The organism is Chryseobacterium sp. 22458, assembly GCF_052044975.1.
GTDB lineage: Bacteria > Bacteroidota > Bacteroidia > Flavobacteriales > Weeksellaceae > Chryseobacterium.
Genome location: NZ_JBQEOA010000002.1, coordinates 445,338 through 462,756, shown reverse-complemented (window position 1 = coordinate 462,756; position 17,419 = coordinate 445,338). Strand labels below are relative to the sequence as shown.

Annotated in this window: 14 protein-coding genes; 7 read left to right on the top strand and 7 right to left on the bottom strand. The window is 37.7% G+C overall.

Going from position 1 to position 17,419, the window contains the following annotated elements; all coding sequences use genetic code 11:
- Positions 1–44: 44 nt before the first annotated feature.
- Positions 45–581 carry a gamma carbonic anhydrase family protein gene (locus ACTJJF_RS09395; RefSeq protein ID WP_440699485.1) on the bottom strand — a complete coding sequence of 179 codons (537 nt, stop codon included), beginning with the start codon at positions 579–581 and terminating at the stop codon, positions 45–47.
- Positions 582–744: 163 nt separating this feature from the next.
- On the opposite strand from ACTJJF_RS09395, the gene ACTJJF_RS09390 reads away from it, so the two are divergent.
- From ACTJJF_RS09390 to hemH, 3 genes are read left to right on the top strand one after another with little or no spacing between them, the layout of a single operon-like run.
- Positions 745–1,623, top strand: a complete 879-nt coding sequence (locus ACTJJF_RS09390; RefSeq protein ID WP_312298364.1) for a NifU family protein — start codon at positions 745–747, stop codon at positions 1,621–1,623.
- Between the two features lie 14 nt (positions 1,624–1,637).
- Positions 1,638–2,168, top strand: a complete 531-nt coding sequence (locus ACTJJF_RS09385) for an NADPH-dependent FMN reductase (protein WP_440699484.1) — start codon at positions 1,638–1,640, stop codon at positions 2,166–2,168.
- 11 nt (positions 2,169–2,179) lie between these two features.
- Entirely contained in the window at positions 2,180–3,214 is a 1,035-nt protein-coding gene (gene hemH / locus ACTJJF_RS09380) for a ferrochelatase (RefSeq protein ID WP_440699483.1), read from the top strand.
- 79 nt (positions 3,215–3,293) lie between these two features.
- On the opposite strand, the gene ACTJJF_RS09375 is transcribed toward hemH, so the two are convergent.
- Positions 3,294–5,249 carry a M4 family metallopeptidase gene (locus ACTJJF_RS09375; RefSeq protein WP_440699482.1) on the bottom strand — a complete coding sequence of 652 codons (1,956 nt, stop codon included), beginning with the start codon at positions 5,247–5,249 and terminating at the stop codon, positions 3,294–3,296.
- Positions 5,250–5,576: 327 nt separating this feature from the next.
- Entirely contained in the window at positions 5,577–6,797 is a 1,221-nt protein-coding gene (locus tag ACTJJF_RS09370; RefSeq protein ID WP_312298370.1) for a type IX secretion system plug protein domain-containing protein, read from the bottom strand.
- Between the two features lie 73 nt (positions 6,798–6,870).
- Here ACTJJF_RS09370 and ACTJJF_RS09365 point away from each other — a divergent pair, with 73 nt between their 5' ends.
- Positions 6,871–7,509, top strand: a complete 639-nt coding sequence (locus tag ACTJJF_RS09365; RefSeq protein WP_440699481.1) for an MBL fold metallo-hydrolase — start codon at positions 6,871–6,873, stop codon at positions 7,507–7,509.
- Between the two features lie 498 nt (positions 7,510–8,007).
- Here the strand turns inward: ACTJJF_RS09365 and ACTJJF_RS09360 are convergent, their stop codons facing one another.
- From ACTJJF_RS09360 to ACTJJF_RS09350, 3 genes are read right to left on the bottom strand one after another with little or no spacing between them, the layout of a single operon-like run.
- A complete protein-coding gene (locus ACTJJF_RS09360; protein ID WP_440699480.1) occupies positions 8,008–10,449 on the bottom strand; it encodes a TonB-dependent receptor in 2,442 nt (813 codons plus the stop codon).
- A gap of 23 nt (positions 10,450–10,472) precedes the next feature.
- Positions 10,473–11,954: a trehalase family glycosidase gene (locus ACTJJF_RS09355; protein ID WP_440699479.1), complete on the bottom strand. Its 1,482-nt coding sequence runs from the start codon at positions 11,952–11,954 to the stop codon at positions 10,473–10,475.
- Positions 11,955–11,956: 2 nt separating this feature from the next.
- Positions 11,957–13,186 carry an MFS transporter gene (locus ACTJJF_RS09350; protein ID WP_440699478.1) on the bottom strand — a complete coding sequence of 410 codons (1,230 nt, stop codon included), beginning with the start codon at positions 13,184–13,186 and terminating at the stop codon, positions 11,957–11,959.
- 123 nt (positions 13,187–13,309) lie between these two features.
- On the opposite strand from ACTJJF_RS09350, the gene ACTJJF_RS09345 reads away from it, so the two are divergent.
- A complete protein-coding gene (locus ACTJJF_RS09345) occupies positions 13,310–14,215 on the top strand; it encodes an AraC family transcriptional regulator (RefSeq protein ID WP_440699477.1) in 906 nt (301 codons plus the stop codon).
- Between the two features lie 177 nt (positions 14,216–14,392).
- Here ACTJJF_RS09345 and ACTJJF_RS09340 read toward each other — a convergent pair whose 3' ends face one another.
- Complete coding sequence (locus ACTJJF_RS09340) at positions 14,393–14,947, bottom strand: thioredoxin family protein (RefSeq protein WP_440699476.1); 555 nt, start codon at positions 14,945–14,947, stop codon at positions 14,393–14,395.
- A 310-nt stretch (positions 14,948–15,257) separates the two neighbouring features.
- Between ACTJJF_RS09340 and ACTJJF_RS09335 the strand changes: the two genes are divergently transcribed.
- Together ACTJJF_RS09335 and ACTJJF_RS09330 are read left to right on the top strand one after the other, a co-directional pair.
- Entirely contained in the window at positions 15,258–15,854 is a 597-nt protein-coding gene (locus tag ACTJJF_RS09335) for a TetR/AcrR family transcriptional regulator (RefSeq protein WP_034694942.1), read from the top strand.
- A 365-nt stretch (positions 15,855–16,219) separates the two neighbouring features.
- Entirely contained in the window at positions 16,220–17,380 is a 1,161-nt protein-coding gene (locus ACTJJF_RS09330) for an efflux RND transporter periplasmic adaptor subunit (RefSeq protein WP_440699475.1), read from the top strand.
- Positions 17,381–17,419: the final 39 nt, after the last annotated feature.

Sequence of the window (17,419 nt, the reverse complement as noted above, 5' to 3'; positions counted from 1 at the left end):
ATTGATAAGTGCACCGAATTAACTACCGGTAATCCAATAGCAGACTACAGTTGATGATCCTTCACATTTTCTTTATACCAGGATGAGTATTTCACATAATTGTCTGCAATCCTGTTTACTTCACCTTCTAACAGCTGAGCATTGATATCTTTAATTTTTTTCGCAGGAACGCCACCCCAGACTTCTCCGGATTTGATATGCGTTCCCTGAGTTACCACTGAACCAGCTCCTACAATAGAGTTTTCCTCTACCAGGCAATCATCCATCACAATAGCGCCCATTCCGATCAGTACATTATCTTTGATCGTACAGCCGTGAACAATCGCATTGTGTCCTATTGAAACGTTATTACCAATATTCAGCGGGTGTTTCTGATAAGTGCAGTGCAGCATTGCATTGTCCTGCACATTTACCTTGTCTCCCATTTTGATATAGTGAACATCTCCTCTGATGACAGCATTATACCAAACGCTGCAGTCTCTTCCCATTGTAACATCTCCGATGATGGTAGCGGTTTCAGCTAAAAAGGTATTCTCTCCGATCTGTGGTATTTTCCCTAAAAGTTCTTTTACAAGTGCCATAGTTTTAATTTGAAAATTTGAAAAGCCCATTTGAGAATAATGATTACTGTCCTCTGAATTCCGGTATATAACTTCTAAATTACAGCGATAGCAAAAATCTAACTCCCAATTTTTAGCTTCTGACTTCTAATGCGTATTTTTGTATCTCAAATTTAACGAAAAAATGCGTACCGTACTTATAGAACCAACCGAAAACCCGAAAGTGATGAAATTTGTTGCAGATTACAACTTGATTCCGGGGTCTTTAGAGTTGGACAGAAACTCAGATATTTCAGAAATTCCTTTGGCACAGGAACTTTTCAATTATCCGTTTGTGGAAAGAATTTTCATTACTGCCAATTTTGTAGCAGTGGCCAAACAGGATACCATTGAATGGGAACATGTAGCAGAAAGTCTGAAAAATGTGATTGAAGATGAATTATTGGCTAATCCGAGAATTTATCTTCAGAAGAAAAAAGAAATGTATCAGATCTATGCTGAAATGACTCCAAATCCTAATGTAATGAAATTCGTTTCAAGTAAATTACTGATGGATGGTTTTGTGGAAGTAAAATCGAAAGAAGCTGCTGAGGAGGTTCCTTTGGCGCTGGCTATTTTTAAAGAGTTTGATTTTGCAACGGAAGTTTTCATTTCTGATAATTTTGTGGCCGTTACCAGAGACAATTCTGTAGAATGGCATCAGGTGATGATGACCGTTCGTGCCCTTATTGCCGAATATCTTCAAAATGGAGGTGAAATCTCAAAAATTGAACCTCAGAAACATGAAAACCCGGTTGAGAAAATCATCAACAGAGATTATACGGAAGATGAGCAGAAAATTTCTGACATTTTAAATGAATATGTAGCTCCAGCTGTAGAAAATGACGGTGGAAAAATTTCTCTGATGGAATATGATCAGGAGAATAAAACGGCAAAAATGCTTTTACAGGGAGCATGTTCAGGCTGCCCGAGTTCTACAGCGACTTTGAAGAACGGAATTGAAAATATTTTAAAACAATTCGTTCCTGATTTGGTTGAAAGAGTGGAAGCCGTAAACGGATAAAGCCAATTGTCAGAATGCAGTCCGGAAAGAAAATTCTGGTGATCATTGGAAGTGCTACCAGAAACTCCAGCAATCAAAAGCTTATGGAACAGGTATTGAAACAATATCCTGGTATTGATTTTCAGAGCTATGATGATCTTTCAATCCTTCCGCATTTTGACACTTCATTAACAGATTCTGCCACTCCGGAGGAAGTCGTTAAAATCAGAAAAGATATTGATGATTCGGCGGGGATTATTTTCTGCACGCCTGAATATATCTTCAGTATCCCCGGCAGATTGAAGAATTTGCTGGAATGGTGTGTTTCCACAACTGTTTTTTCCGAAAAACCTGTCGCTGTGATTACAGCTTCTGCCAATGGAGAGAAAGGTCATGAAGAACTGTTATTGCTTTTAACAACACTTGGAGCTCAGACTGATGATAAACATCAGCTTTTAATAAAAGGAATAAAGGGTAAACTGGAGCCTGATGGCTCGGTTGAAAGTGATACCTTTGCCAGAGTATCAGAATTAGTAACAGATTTTACAACTTCTGTTTATAATTAAAATATAAAATATTGAATAACAAAGGAATTTTACTGGTGAATCTCGGATCGCCGAGGTCTACTGCGGTAAACGATGTAAAGGAATATCTTGATGAATTTTTGATGGATGAAAGGGTAATTGATTACCGTTGGATCTTCCGTGCTCTTCTTGTTCAGGGTATTATTCTGAAAACAAGACCTGCAAAATCTGCCGAAGCTTACAAAACAGTCTGGACAGATGAAGGCTCACCACTGGTGGTCATTACAGAAAAAATTCAGAAAAAACTTCAGAAGCTGGTAGATGTTCCGGTAGAAATCGGGATGCGCTATGCACAACCCAGCATTGAAACCGGTATTCAGAAACTGGTGGATCAGGGAATTACAGAAATCGTTCTTTTCCCTTTATATCCTCAATATGCGATGAGTACGACGGAAACTGTCATTGAAAAAGCTGAGGAGGTGAGGAAAAAGAAATTCCCGCAAGTGAAGATCAATTACATCCAACCTTTCTACAACAGGGATATTTACATCAACTGCCTGGCAGAAAGCATTAAAGAAAAACTTCCTGAAAATTTTGATGCTCTTCAGTTTTCCTACCATGGAGTTCCGGAAAGACATCTTTATAAAACCGATCCTTCCAATACCTGTAAAATTGATGACGCCAACTGTATCAACAGCCAGGTGGATACTCATAATGCATATTGCTACAGGCATCAATGTTATAAAACAACAGAAGCTGTCATTGCCAGAATGGGACTTCCAAAAGAAAAGACAATTGTTTCTTTCCAGTCAAGATTAGGAAAAGATAAATGGATTGAGCCTTATACAGATGAAACATTGGAAACCATTCCTAAAAAAGGGATAAAGAATCTTGCCATCGTATGTCCGGCTTTTGTTTCTGACTGTCTTGAGACCCTGGAAGAAATTTCCGAAGAAGGAAAGGAACAGTTTATGCATGGAGGCGGTGAGAACTTTCACTATATCCCCTGCCTGAACGATGAAGACCGATGGATAGATGTAGTAAAAATACTTTGTGAGGAAAAACTAAATGATTTTTATCTCGTATAAATTCTCATTGACTCAAAAATATACAAAAGGCCACAAGAAAAACCTGTGGCCTTTTTGAAAAAATATATTAAAATTCAGTTTACTTTTTAATCAGGCTTCCTGCTTTTTCTCCATTTACCATTACAATATACACCCCTGGAAGTATACCGGACGGAATCTGTATTTCCAGTCTGTTTGTTCCATCAGCTATATTTACTTTTTCAGAGATTTCTCTTTTCCCTGTCAGGCTGATCAGTTCTACAGCTCCTTTTCCTGCTTTCCCTTCAAAACTTACCGTAAATCTGTCTGTTGCCGGATTTGGGCTTATGGTATAAGAAGAAGCATTACCGGCAGATGCAATAAGTCCCGCAGGAGAAGTTCCTCCGCCTACCCCTACGGCATTCCAAGCATTGGTAACCTGAGTTACCTCATTACTACCGGCACCGTAAAGATCTGCTGCTGCCTGTAGAGAATAAGTTCTTGTATTCGCATAGGTAGAGGTAGAAGTAAGATAAGTGGTCAGAGTTCTGTAAGCAATAGCTCCTGCCTTATCTAATCCTATTCCTGAAACATTATAGGCGAAACCGTTATCATTGGTTCCTGTTCCTCCGGTTACCAATAAATAATACCAGAAATTCAGAACTCCGGAATTGGTATGTACTCCACAATAGTCATTCGTTGTCTGCCCCGGAACGGCACATCCTGTAGTGGTTGCATCTTTCCAATAGGTTCCTTTATAGGTATCCGGCTGACGGTAAGCATTAGGGTTTGACATATCTCTGATTACATAACTGAAATCTTCTCCTAATGTCCAGCTTGCCTTAGTAGGTCTTGCCCAACGTTCTATTGTATTTCCGAAAATATCTGAGAAGCCTTCATTCAGAGCTCCGGGCTCTCTCTGGTATACAAGATTGGCTGTTTTGGTAGTCAGCCCATGGGTGATTTCGTGACCGCAGACATCAATGGCTGTCAATGGCTTACCTCCGTTTGTGGTGGAACTTCCATCGCCATAAAGCATTCTTGATCCGTCCCAATAAGCATTGAATATATTATTCCCGTAGTGTACGTAGGATTTTATCGTAAAATTATTGTTGTCTATACTTTTGCGCCCGAATTTTGAATAATAATAATCAAGGGTCATTTCAGCTCCCCAATGGGCATCGGTAGCATATTGGTCTTTATTGGTATTCACATTGTTCCATACGTTATCTGAATCTGTAAAATCCACGGCTCCGGATAAATTGGTACTTTTTCTCGCATTATAGGTTTCTACGGCAGTTCCTGCATTTCTTCCCGTTTCTCTCAGCCTGTAACTTCCGTTATAAGAATCTGTAACAATATTCCTGCTTCCACTGTATACTGTTGTGGCGGTTCCAGGTGTATTTACTTCATGAATGATAGCATCTGTACCCAGAACATTTCCATTTTTCGCATCTACAAAAACGTATTGTCTGCTGATTGGCTTTTCTGAGTAAATGTCAAATTTATAAGCCAGTTTCAGGTCTTTTAATTTTTCATCTGAAGGATCTGAATAATATACCAGTTCCCCTTTCGGAGCAAAGCTGGCATCTGCGCTATTCGTTTCTTTTTTTAAAAAATCTTCTTCCTCTTTGTTCTCCCATTTATAAGAATCTGCCCCTACAAATGCTAATGCACTCTGCAGCGCTATCTTTTCAGAAATATTAGCTTTCTTTTCAGCTTTAGGGCTTGTAAGAACCCAGCTTCCTGACTGTCCTACAATCTTACCATCTCTGGTCTGTACAGCCATCATACCGTATTCTACAGGAATATTATTGATTGTCTGCTGAAAGCGGTGGGTTTCAAATCCCAACGCATCTTTTTCATGCCCCAGTTTAAGGCCCTGGCCTGGAGAAAGTCTTTGGGTAGCTTCATCAAATAAAACAGGGCTTCCCTGAAAAGTTGGTCCGTTTTTATCAAACCGCATAAAATCCGCATGCAATCCGCTTTTTCCCGGAATTATTTTGGATGGTGTATTCTGTCCGGACATAAAAGAAAAAGCAGCAATGCTTGCCACTAAGATAAATTTTGTTTTCATAATAATACTTGTTAAATGTGAAAACGAATTTATAAACTTTTAACAATATAAAAACACATACATTAAATAAAATTCAATAGAAAATATAAATAATTAAACAAAACACAATAATGATTTTAAAAAAAAGAGAATTAATTAATAATAATTTTATCTTTATGAATACTTTTGATTAATTTAATTAATTAAAATCACTATTTTGTGATTATTATTTTTTCACTATTCAGTGCATTATAATTTATACGTAAAAAAATAAAGGCTATCTTCTGGAAGACAGCCTCAATTTAAATACGATCTGTAAAATTATTTAAGATTCACCAAGAACTCAAATTAGCGTTTACTGGAAACGGGTGTTCTGAATTCTCCATAACCCATCAGACCATCATAATTTCTTCCGAAAGGTGCATAATACAGGAAAGCCTGATAAAGGTTTTCCGTTTGCCAGAAGTTTCCGTTAACTTCTCCGAAATTTAAAGGACCGCTCCCTTCTTTGGTCACCAGAACATAGTTATAGAAACCTTGTTTCAGAAATATTTTTGCAATGTATTGCTTGGTTGCAGCATCATACTGCATCTGGTTTTCTTTGCTCGGTGTAAAATTGTTGAACCCTCCCAGTACATAAATTTCTTTATCTACAGGATCAGATTCCAGATAAAAATGTACCCATGAATAGTCTGCTTCTCTTTCGGCATCCCTTTCTCTTCCCAGATCATTTCTTCTGTAATACCAGGCGCCGTTTACATCAGGCTGATACTGATAATTCAGCGGAAACGCCCATACCGGATGCAGGTAGGTCTGGTTGACATCATCTTTTATTTCAGTAGCACGAACCATATCCGCAGCCATATTCATATTTTTATTATCGAAATAATAGAATTCATTGTCACCCGGAAACACCAGATTCATCTGTTGGAAAAGCAACTGATTCCCTAAAACAGTACTTGCCTTCTGATTGGCTATCACCATATTCGGGTTATTGTTCTGCATAATATTCAGGGTCATAGAATTGACATTTGAGGAGATATCTCCCCCTTTCGGAGAGGCTTTCACTTCTACCCTCTGATTCAGATTGGGATTTTTTGCATCAGCAATCCTGGAAATATTCAATCCCAGAGAAGCCATATCTTCCACCAGATAAAATCTTCTTTTGAAAAGAGGTTTATCGGCTGAATCTTTATAGACAATCAGTTCATAGTTACCTGAAATCTTCGGCTGAATCTTATCATTCGGGAAGGTAAGTTTGTAATGGGTGTACGCCTGCAAGGTATTGAAAGAATACTGAAACTGATCAAGAAGTGCATTCATACTTCCCGTAGCAAATTCTGTAAAAAACAGATTATCGTCATTCCAGTTTCTGTCATAATGCTTGATGGTATACCTGTATATATCACTTCTGTTGGTAAGGTCATCAAAGCTTAAAACCAGTTGTTCACCGAATTTGATAACCGGTGTTTCATCATTGGTCTGAGGGTTAAACAGCTGGATACTCTGGATATTTTGTCCATAAACCAGTCCGCCCAAAGAGAGTAAGAGTATTCGCAAAGTTTTCATTATGACGAAGATAGCGAAAAATCGCCATTTTCTTAATAATATTGTATTTTTGAAATAAAAAAATAATTCAGATATGCTTCAGATCCAAGGTTTCGTCTTCAATTTCGCCAGCGAAAATACATACATCATTTACAACGAAAATAAAAATGCATGGCTCATCGATCCGGGAAACATGCACCCGCAGGAAACGCAGGCTATTGCCAATTTCATTGCAGAAAAAGGCTTAAAAATCCAGAAGATACTTCTTACCCACGCCCATATTGATCACGTATTAGGACTTCAGTGGGCTTTTGACACCTTTAAGGTTCCGGTAAGTATGCATCAGGAAGATCAGGAAGTTTTGGATATGCTTCAGGCAAGCGGAGTAAGATTCGGGATGAAAGTTGATCCTGTAAAAGCAGATATTGAATATGTAAAAGAAGGTGACGAACTGGAACTGGATGGAGAAAAATTCAAAATCTATCATGTTCCGGGACATTCTCCGGGAAGTGTAGTTTATCACCATGAAAATCAGAAATTCATGATCTCAGGAGATGTTCTTTTTGAAGGCAGTATCGGAAGAACGGATTTATATAAAGGAAACTATGAGCAACTGATTGATGGGATCAAAACAAAACTCTTTATTCTGGATCATGATACTCAGGTTTTCTCCGGTCACGGAAATCCTACATCGATTGGGTTTGAGAAACAGTATAATCCGTTTTTAAAGTAAAGAATCCATTTAAACCTCACGCAGATGATGCAGATAACGTAGATTACTTTAAGATGAAATGATTTAAGTTTATTTAAAAATACTCATGTAGCTAACCATAAGAAGGATTTAAGTAATAAAGAATAGTTAAGATAAATCATTCTGATTTTTAAGCTTAAAGCGAAGCTTATCTTAATACTCTTAAATGCTTAATTATAAACCTTAATGTTTCAAAAAAAAAAATTTAAACATAATTAACAGGTCGCTCCTACGGAGCTCTAATTTTAAAACAAATACGTTCTATTAACAGTCAGCTCCCATTGGAGCTGGATTTGATCCCGTCGGGATCTACTGTTAGAAAAAAATGTAGCCCCATAAAATAAAGCTCCGGAGGAGCGACCTGTTAATTCATGCCGTAAATATTAATATTTTTATTTATACTTTTTATCGAACAGTAATAATAAAAAATACAAAACCGTCAGAAATTCTGACGGTTTTGTTGTTATAAAGAAATAGAATTTAGAAATCCAGTGTGATTGAAGCTCTGGCAGCTGCTCCCATAATAGGTCTTGCCATTCTGATGTTCCCAACTGAAGTCGTTGATCTTGGATCACCTTCTGTAATTCCTATCGTATTAAAGATATTGGTTCCATCTACAGCAAAACGGATTTTACCTAGCTGATAAGACATTCCTGCTCCAAATTCGGTGAATGAAGGCAGAATATTATCATCTGTATTTCCTTCGTTCTGGAAACGTTTGCCGTAGTAATTCATGCTTACATAGGCTCTCCATTCTTTGGTAATATTTACGGCAGGAGAAATATTAAAATAGAACTTCGGCATTCTTCGCACCACATTTCCGTCGTAATCAAAGGTGCTTCCGTCCGCATTCCTACCACTGAAGTCTTTGTATTTTGGATTCTGAATTGTTCCGTTAAAAGTAACTTCAAGGATATTGTTGAAGAGTCTTGTATACCCTTCAATCTCTAACCCAATATTGGAGGTATTGGCAAATTTGTTCTCAGAAGTTCCGTCCGAGAAGACATCAGTAAATGAAAGGTTTTTCAATGTGGAATAAAACGGAATCACCGCAACATCAAATGTACGGGAATAGTATTTATATCCTACTTCAAGCTGATTGGTTGATACAGGTTTGATCTGGCTCAGATCTGCCATATTGTTGTAATACGCTTCTTCGTTAGGAGACCTGAAACCGCTGGAAAAACGGGCATACACCGCATTCTCTCTATTGATCTTATAATTGGTGGCCAATGTATAAGAAACTTTGTTTACATCATAATACCAATACGTGTACTGATTTCCCAAAACAGACATATTATCATCTGCTGTTGTGGTAGCAAAGCTGTGTGTGCCGTCAATAGTCAATCCGGAATTATTCAGATTTGCCTTTGTGGTATTCACGCCATACCCTTTATAATAATCACGGCTGTAGCGGATTCCGCCGTTAAAACTCCAATCGTCTGTAATATTATAATCTAAATTCAGGTAAACATCATTCAGACTTCCCTGGATTTGTGAATTCCTGATCAGGAAAGACATGCTGGTAACCCCGTTATATGTTTTGGAATATCCGTTGTCTGAAGGGGTAAGAGAAGTATCTACCAGGTTCAGCAATTGTGGTCTGTCTGTAACTGTTGTTAAAATATTACTCCAGTTCCAGTATTGGGTTGACTTCCAGCTTGATTTATAAAAACCTGCCGTCACATTTCCCTTATCGAATTTATAGCTGAACTGAAGATCGTTCACAAAATTGTTCATCTTTTTGTCAATAGCCCAGAATCCCAGTTCCTGAACATTGGCAGGATTCACCACTGCTCCACCGCTCACTAATGAATACTGATAATTATTTCCGGCAATACCGCTTCGTTTGGCAAAATCGCCAGCGGTATATGGAGCTCCAGCAGGGAAGATTCCCGTATAGTTCATATCGATATTGGTGTAACGGGTCTTATTTAAAACAGTGAAATTACTTCCCAGGTCATATTTAAACTCCCCACCTACAACATCCACTTTCGGATGGATCCCGTTTTCCAGATCTCTGTTGAAAAAGCCGCCTCCTGCCTGTGGAATAGTAAGCTGCCCGATTCCTCTGTAGCTGTATGTACCGTAATTCGCATCAAATCCGGGAAATTCTTTGAGTGTATTTCCATCCTGAAGTAAAGGAATTGGGAGATAGAAAGTATTTCTGTCATCCAGCTTTTTATAATACATTTTCACATAGCCTTTATCGAAGACATATTTAAGGTTCATTCTGATCTGCCCGCCGTTATTCGCTTTAAAACCTGTTTTTCTGATTCCGTCATCCGTTCTGTAAAATCCTCCGACATTGAAAAACAGTTTATCTTTTACCAAAGCTCCACCAAGATTAAGGTCTGCACGCATCAGTCCATAAGTACTGGTTTCAAGCTTAGCCGTTCCTTTAAAATCATTAGAACCTTCCTTTGTAATAAAATTGATAAGACCGCCGGGAGAATTATTGGCATAGATTGAACCTGAGCCCCCTCTCAAAGCTTCCAGACGGCTTACTGAATTATCTACACGGAAGAAATTATCTGCATTGGCAAACTGAAGCGCTCCATCCTCAAAAACCGGAAGACCATCTTCCTGTACCTGTACAAATTCATAGGCTCCGGCAGAAGGAATTCCTCTTGCAAAAAGGTTATTTCCCACTTCCCCACCTGAAGTTTCCACAGCAAATCCGGGAACTCTCTGCAGCAGGGCAGCAGCACTGATCGGGTTCTGCTTCTGAATTTCTTTGGCATTAAAAGTAGAAATTGCAGTACTAGATTCTATTTTTTTCTTCGGATTGGAATTTCCTGTAATGACAATCTGATCGATGGAAGAAACTTTTGCAGAATCCTGCGGTGTTTCCTGGGCATAAGCATTATTAAAGTATAACGTAGCTGTTGCGGCGATTAAAAAGATCGATTTTTTTTTCATAGCCTTATTTTTTATTGTTAGTTTCAGTTTTGTTGTAATTGTAAATACACTCCATTGGTCCAACCGAATCCGTCCTGATTGGGGTATTCCCCGCCGCCTGCTATTGTTTCTGTGTCTAATGCATTGTATTTTTCCATCAGTTTCCCGGTATTTTTGTAGACCCTTTCTACATTGGAACACCAGTTGTTTTTAATTTTTTCTGCCAGCTCATCAAAGCCGTAATTTTTCATTGCTTTAAATCCTAACCATTGATAAGGAGCCCACGCATTGGGAAGGTCCCATTGCTGTCCTGAATTTTTGGTAGTTGTCACCAGTCCGCCCGGATACAAGAACTTTTCGGAAAGAGCCTGTGCGATGGCTTCGGCCTCATCCTGATCTGCAATTCCAAGGAATAAAGGATAAAGAGCAGCAATATGTTCAGACGGGGTTGTTGTGTTTTTTTTGATATGATAATCTTTGTAAATCTTCATTCTTTCATCCCAGAAGTATTTGTTGATCATCTGTCTTCGATTTGCTGCTCTTTCAGAAAAATATTTTTCTTTTTCAAAAAGACTCTGAAGCGCTGAGGATTTTGTCAGGGTCGTTTCCAAATGCCACAAAAGGCAGTTCAGATCAACCTGTGCCAGGTTCAGCGTTTCTATCGTCTGTATATGTTCTCCGTCTGCAAACCATCTGCTGGAAAAATCCCAGCCGGATTCACAGGCGCTTCTTATATTTCTGTAAAATTCGTCTCCTGAAGCGGTCTCCTGATCTTCAATATCGATCAGGTAACTTTCGGGACGTGGTGCATTTTCTGCATCGTAATAACGGTTCAGGATATCTCCGTTTATTGTTTTCACTATTCTTTTTACGCTGGAATTGTTTTCAAGCCCTTTTTCCCCATTCATCCAGAAAGCATATTCTTTTTCCAGTGTTTCGTGATATTGTGTATAAATTCCTTCGTCTTGTGTTGTTTCAAAAAGAAGATCCAGCATTAATGAAAAATAAGGAGGCTGTGATCTGCTTAAGAAATGGGTTCTACTTGCGTTGGGAACAAATCCTACATTTTGGATCAGATAAGAACAGTTTTCAACAATATTTTCCATCATTTCTACCCTGCCTGAGGCTTTTAATCCCAACATAATAAAATAGCTGTCCCAATAGAAAAATTCATTGAAACGTCCGCCCGGTACTACATAAGGTTTAGGTAACTTCAAAAGGGTACCTTTTTCTTCATAAGCAGTGCGGGTAAGCTCATCCCAGAGTTTTTCAATATGCTCTTTAATCGGAAGATGGTCTTCTCTTTGAATGGAAATTTTTGCGCCCAGGAAGTCAAAATGAGCCAGTACAAAATCTTTAAGGTCAAAGCCATCAGCATCTTTTGCCTTTTCATAGTCTTCATTGATCTTCGCAATTGGGAATAACGGAACTGCATCCGTCATCATTTTCTGATCTTCAAAAATTTCAGATCTCTGTACCTCATCAAACAGACTTTGAATTTCGTTTATGTAAAGCTGGTTACTCATTGTTATTTTTTAGGATTAATTTTTAATTTATTCATGAAAGCTGCCGAGGTGATCAGTAATGAAAGCGGAATCAGAGAAAGGTAAAATGCCTGCTGCCCACTAAATTCCTGAAACACAAAACCGGTAATGATAGAACCTATCGTTCCTCCGATTGCTGAGAAAACAACGATCAATCCTGACATCGCACTGTGCAGATATTTCGGAATAGATGCCAGAATTACAGAATTAATACTTGGATAAATCGGTGCCAGTAAACCTCCCATCAAAGGAAATAAATACACGACCAAAGGGGCATTCATCCAGTTTGTATTCGTATCAATATGAATATTGTGGGTTAATGGTAAAACCAACAGTAAACTAATGGCAAAACCCACCACACAGAAAGAAACTACATAAATCCAGCTGAACTTCTTAGAGAAAAATCCTGATAAGAATCTTCCCAACGCAAAGGCTCCAGCTAAAACCGCTCCCGCCTGGATACTCATAGAAGTAGGCACTTTTAAAATCTCTTTATAAAATGTGGGCGTCCATGTCTGAAAACTTTGTTCCACCAGTACAAAAAGGAATGCACACAATAAGAAACACAACACTTTTTTATAACTGAACAAACTTGCACTGTTTCTTAAATCTCCAAATAAATCTGTTTTCTCACTTTTAGCTTCCTGCTCGTTCAGTTTTGAAAAGAACAGAAACAAAAAAGATAAAGTTGAAAGTCCACCCAGCACCCAATACACATTCAGCCATTCAGTAGATTTCGGATTATGATCATCAATGTAAAGACTGAATAATACATTGCCAGCCAGCACTCCAATCATGAAAAACCCTTCCAGAAATCCCATAAAGCTGGAGTGTTCTTTATCTGTTTCCGTTACCAGCCCGATAGAAGTAAAAACCGATATTTTGATTAATGCAAATGAAACTCCTACTGTTGCAAATAATAATTTGAATACCCAAAAGTCATTGGTAAACGGCATTACAAAACACATACAGCTTACCAGCAATAAAGCAGTCAGCATTGATTTTTTGATTCCTATCTTCGGAAGAAATGAAGCCAGAATGAAAGAACAGATGGCAATCGGAAGATCTTTGAAACCTTCCAAAACACTGGCCGAAGATTTTGAAATCCCAAAATTCTGCTGTACCTGTAGAATGACTGTTCCTACAGAATTCAGAAGAATGGCGAAGACAAAATAGTTTAAAAATAAAACGGCCTTGATGTTAAGATTTTTCATTCAGGTGATTTCTTGTCGGCTAAGATAGAAGCATTTCTGTTAACGATAATTTAACACAGTAAATCAATATTTGAACTATATTAATATATTTACTATTTTTAATGAATAAATATGATTAATTAGATGAAAGTTACTTTTGAAAGGGTTATCCCTAATGAAAAGAGTTCATTCCGTACCATACACAATAATTCTCCCATTTCAGAATTCAAATGGGAATATCATTATCATCCCGAAATTGAGTTGGTATGTGTCATTTCCGGGAACGGAACCCGCCACGTGGGCTATCATAAAAGTAATTATACGAATGGTGATCTGGTATTAATCGGATCCAACATCCCCCACTCTGGATTTGGATTGAATTCTATTGATCCGCATGAAGAAATTGTACTTCAGTTCAAAGAGGAAATTCTTCAGTTTCCTGAACAGGAAGTAGAATCAAGATCCATAAAAAATCTGTTGGAACTTTCTAAATATGGGATTCATTTTCATCAAAAAGTAAAAAAAGTAATGCTTCCCAAACTGAAACTCATGCTGGAATCAGAAGGCTACAAAAGATACTTATTGCTGTTGGAAATTCTTTTTGAACTTTCGAAATGTGAGGATTATGATCTTTTAAACAAGGAAATCATGCCTTATACCATTATTTCTAAAAATAAAACCCGTCTTGAGAATATCTTCACCTATGTAGAACATCATTACGACAAGGAAATTGATATTGAAGAAGTAGCAAAACTAGCTAATCTCACTCTACCTGCCTTTTGTAATTTCTTTAAAAAAGCAACTCAGATTACGTTTACAGAATTTGTGAACCGATACAGAATTAATAAAGCATGCCTGCTGATGGCGCAGGACAGATCTATTTCGGAATGCAGTTATCAGTGCGGCTTTAACAATGTAACATATTTTAACAGAATGTTTAAAAAATATACGGGAAAGACTCCTTCAGAGTTTATCAGGAATTATTCTCATAATAAAGTGAATGTAGATTTGAAGATTGAAAAGGAAACTAAGGTTAAAGCAAGTTTTTGACAGTAGTATAGACTCCTGCGGAGTGACAAAGCGTAGGAAGAAATTTACTATGTATTAAAAATCTGCGTCATCTGCAAAATCTGCGAGAGAAAATCACCCTGCAAAAAACAAAAAAGCCACTCCAAAAGAGCAGCTTTGTATTATTGAATAAAAACCAGTAACTAAATAAACCAGTAATTATTTCCATTTAATATTACATCCCATACTAGGTCTCTGAATTTCTTCCTGAGCTTCCCCAGCCAAAAGATTTTCAAAAGCAATAATCAGATCCTCACCAGTTACATCTTTATTATTTCCCGGTCTTGAATCATCCATCTGACCTCTGTATACAAGATCAAGCTTATCATCAAAGAAATAAAAATCCGGTGTACATGCTGCATCATATGCTTTTGCAATCGCCTGGCTTTCATCAAACAGATAAGGGAAATCAAATCTTCTTTCAATCTGGAATTCGATCATTTTTTCCGGAGAATCTGCCGGATATTTTTCGATATCATTAGCATTGATGGCGATGAATTCAATTCCATGCTCGTTATAATCTTCATATAGTTCATTGATCTTGTCAATTACATGAAGAACAAACGGACAGTGGTTGCACATAAAGATCACCAAAGTACCTTTTTCTCCTTTCAGTTCTTCCAAAGACTGAAGTTCATTCGTTTTTGACGGGTTAGGAAGTTCAAAAAACGGAGCTTTTGTTCCTAATGCCAACATATTTGAGGGAGTATTCATATCCTTATTTCTTTACCGGCAAAGATAATTATTTCTTTTGTTAATTAGGAAGAAGACATTTTCATTTTTAATAAAGTAAGGAGGCTGGAAGCTGGAGGTGGGAAGATTTCAGCCCTCAAAAATAGTTATAGCCAAATTCTATTATTACATTATTCAACCTTAAAAATAACTTCCAGCACCCATTCTTCCGGCATCCAGGCTTTAATTTATTTTCTTTCAAAAGCCGGCAGATCTATAAAACTCATAATATCCTTTGGAACTTATAGTAAAAAGTTTGTAGTTTTGCTAACGCTGTTAGTAAATAAATATCATGGGTCTACATGAACGCCGTCAACGAGAAAAAGAATCCATCCGTGCAAATATTTTGCAGGCTGCTTTTACGTTGGCGAAAACTGAAGGCTGGGGATCGCTTTCTATGCGTAAGATAGCAGATGCTATTGAGTATAGTGCTCCCGTTGTGTATGATTATTTTGAAAATAAAGAAGCTATTCTATTTGAAATTTCTTTAGATGGCTTCCACAAGTTACATATAGAATTATTAAAAGCACAGCAGAAACATGACACTCCGGAAGAGCAGCTTGTTGCCATTGTGGATGCCTACTGGAACTTTGCTTTTAAAAACAAGGAATATTACCAGCTTATGTTTGGTCTTGGAATGCAATGCTGTGGAAAAGGGCAGATGAAAAAAGAATTCTCATCATTCCAGGAACTGATCTATGAATGTACATACGAGATTATTAAGAAAAACGGATCCAACCCGGACAATGCCTGTCATATGTCTCATGCTCTGTTTTCTGCCGTTCACGGCATGATCTCTATTATGATGATGCGTACTGCTGATATCCCTTCTACAATGAACAAGACTACATTGGACGAAACTGTTTCGGCTTTTATTAAGTCTTTGTAAATTTTTTTTGAATTAAAAATTAACACCGTTAGGAAATTTAACACCGGATTAATTTAGTTGATTCCGTGATTCCTGATTAAAATGAAAACCATTTATGGAGCAATTCATACCATTTCAGTTGTTAAATGTAGTCATTTTTTGCTTATAAATTAACACTGTTAGTAAAATTAACACACCTTACACCAACATTATACACTTTAATACATTAAAAACAATTTTCAATTATGGAAACAATCGACTTCATTGGACATTAAAAATTCTGTAATTTTTTTTGAACTAATTATTAACACTGTTAGGAAAAAATACAGCATTTATCAAAACACTTTACTTACCTCTAACACTTCATTAAAAAAATTAAACCAACAATGAAATTACCTGGAAAAACAAGGTTTATTGTACTTATTGCAAGTATAATTCTTTTACAGAGCTGCACAAAAGCCGCAGAAGGAACCAATGCCGCACCTCCAGCTCCAGAACTTCCGGTTTATACCGTTATTACATCACCCGCTACTACATATCAGGAATTCCCAACTGCATTAGAAGGGAAAAACAACGTAGAAATCAGATCTCAGGTAGACGGATACCTGGATAGAATCTATGTAGAGGAAGGGGCTTATGTAAGAGCAGGACAACCGTTATTTAAAATAGATTCAAGAAGCTACGGCGAGCAGATGAATATGGCTCAGGCCAATCTTCAGGCGGCCAATGCTAATATTCAAAAAGCAAGAGTGGAAGTAGACAGACTTCAGCCACTGGTTGCTGCAAAAGTAGTTTCTGATGTACAGCTTAAAACCGCAAAAGCCAATTATGAAGCTGCCGTTGCCGCTGCTGCACAAGCCAGAGCCTCTGTAGGAAGTGCCAGAATTAACGTAGGATTTACAACGATTACAGCTCCCGTAAGTGGTTATATCGGAAGAATTCCTTACAAAAAAGGAAGTCTGATTTCAAGAACAGATGTAAATCCATTGACTTTATTATCTGATATCAGCGAAATCTACGCGTATTTCTCTTTAAGTGAACTTGACTTCATCGCTTTCCAAAATAAATATCCTGGAGCAAGCCTGGAAGAAAAGCTGAAAAATATGCCGATGGTAGATCTTGTGATTGCCGATAACAGTACTTACCCCGAAAAAGGAAGATTAAGTATTGTAGACGGACAGTTTGATAAAACTACCGGAGCCATCAGTGTACGTGCCGTTTTCCCTAATGCCAACGGAACTTTAAGAACCGGAAACACAGGAAGAGTGCGCATGCCTCAGCTGATCTCTAATGCAGTGGTTATTCCTCAGGAATCAACCTTCGAAATTCAGGATAAAACCTATGTATATGTAATGGACAAAGGCAAGAAAGTAATGGGAAGACCTATTAAAATATCCGGAAAAACAGACAGCTATTACTTTATTTCCGAAGGGCTTGCTCCTGGAGAAAAAATCGTATACACAGGAATTGGCAACCTGAAAGATGGTGCTTCCATCAAGCCGAAAAACATTTCTTCTGACAGCTTGTTAAAAGCAAAACCATTATAGTTCTTTCCGAATACAGAAGACTTAAAAAAATAAACTTCT

What these genes read in the sequence shown, in the direction of transcription:
- ACTJJF_RS09395 (WP_440699485.1), bottom strand. Translation starts at nt 581, where the DNA reads ATGGCACTTGTAAAAGAACTTTTAGGGAAAATACCACAGATCGGAGAG.
- ACTJJF_RS09390 (WP_312298364.1), top strand. Translation starts at nt 745, where the DNA reads ATGCGTACCGTACTTATAGAACCAACCGAAAACCCGAAAGTGATGAAA.
- ACTJJF_RS09385 (WP_440699484.1), top strand. Translation starts at nt 1,638, where the DNA reads ATGCAGTCCGGAAAGAAAATTCTGGTGATCATTGGAAGTGCTACCAGA.
- ACTJJF_RS09375 (WP_440699482.1), bottom strand. Translation starts at nt 5,249, where the DNA reads ATGAAAACAAAATTTATCTTAGTGGCAAGCATTGCTGCTTTTTCTTTT.
- ACTJJF_RS09370 (WP_312298370.1), bottom strand. Translation starts at nt 6,797, where the DNA reads ATGAAAACTTTGCGAATACTCTTACTCTCTTTGGGCGGACTGGTTTAT.
- ACTJJF_RS09365 (WP_440699481.1), top strand. Translation starts at nt 6,871, where the DNA reads ATGCTTCAGATCCAAGGTTTCGTCTTCAATTTCGCCAGCGAAAATACA.
- ACTJJF_RS09360 (WP_440699480.1), bottom strand. Translation starts at nt 10,449, where the DNA reads ATGAAAAAAAAATCGATCTTTTTAATCGCCGCAACAGCTACGTTATAC.
- ACTJJF_RS09355 (WP_440699479.1), bottom strand. Translation starts at nt 11,954, where the DNA reads ATGAGTAACCAGCTTTACATAAACGAAATTCAAAGTCTGTTTGATGAG.
- ACTJJF_RS09350 (WP_440699478.1), bottom strand. Translation starts at nt 13,186, where the DNA reads ATGAAAAATCTTAACATCAAGGCCGTTTTATTTTTAAACTATTTTGTC.
- ACTJJF_RS09345 (WP_440699477.1), top strand. Translation starts at nt 13,310, where the DNA reads ATGAAAGTTACTTTTGAAAGGGTTATCCCTAATGAAAAGAGTTCATTC.
- ACTJJF_RS09340 (WP_440699476.1), bottom strand. Translation starts at nt 14,947, where the DNA reads ATGAATACTCCCTCAAATATGTTGGCATTAGGAACAAAAGCTCCGTTT.
- ACTJJF_RS09335 (WP_034694942.1), top strand. Translation starts at nt 15,258, where the DNA reads ATGGGTCTACATGAACGCCGTCAACGAGAAAAAGAATCCATCCGTGCA.
- ACTJJF_RS09330 (WP_440699475.1), top strand. Translation starts at nt 16,220, where the DNA reads ATGAAATTACCTGGAAAAACAAGGTTTATTGTACTTATTGCAAGTATA.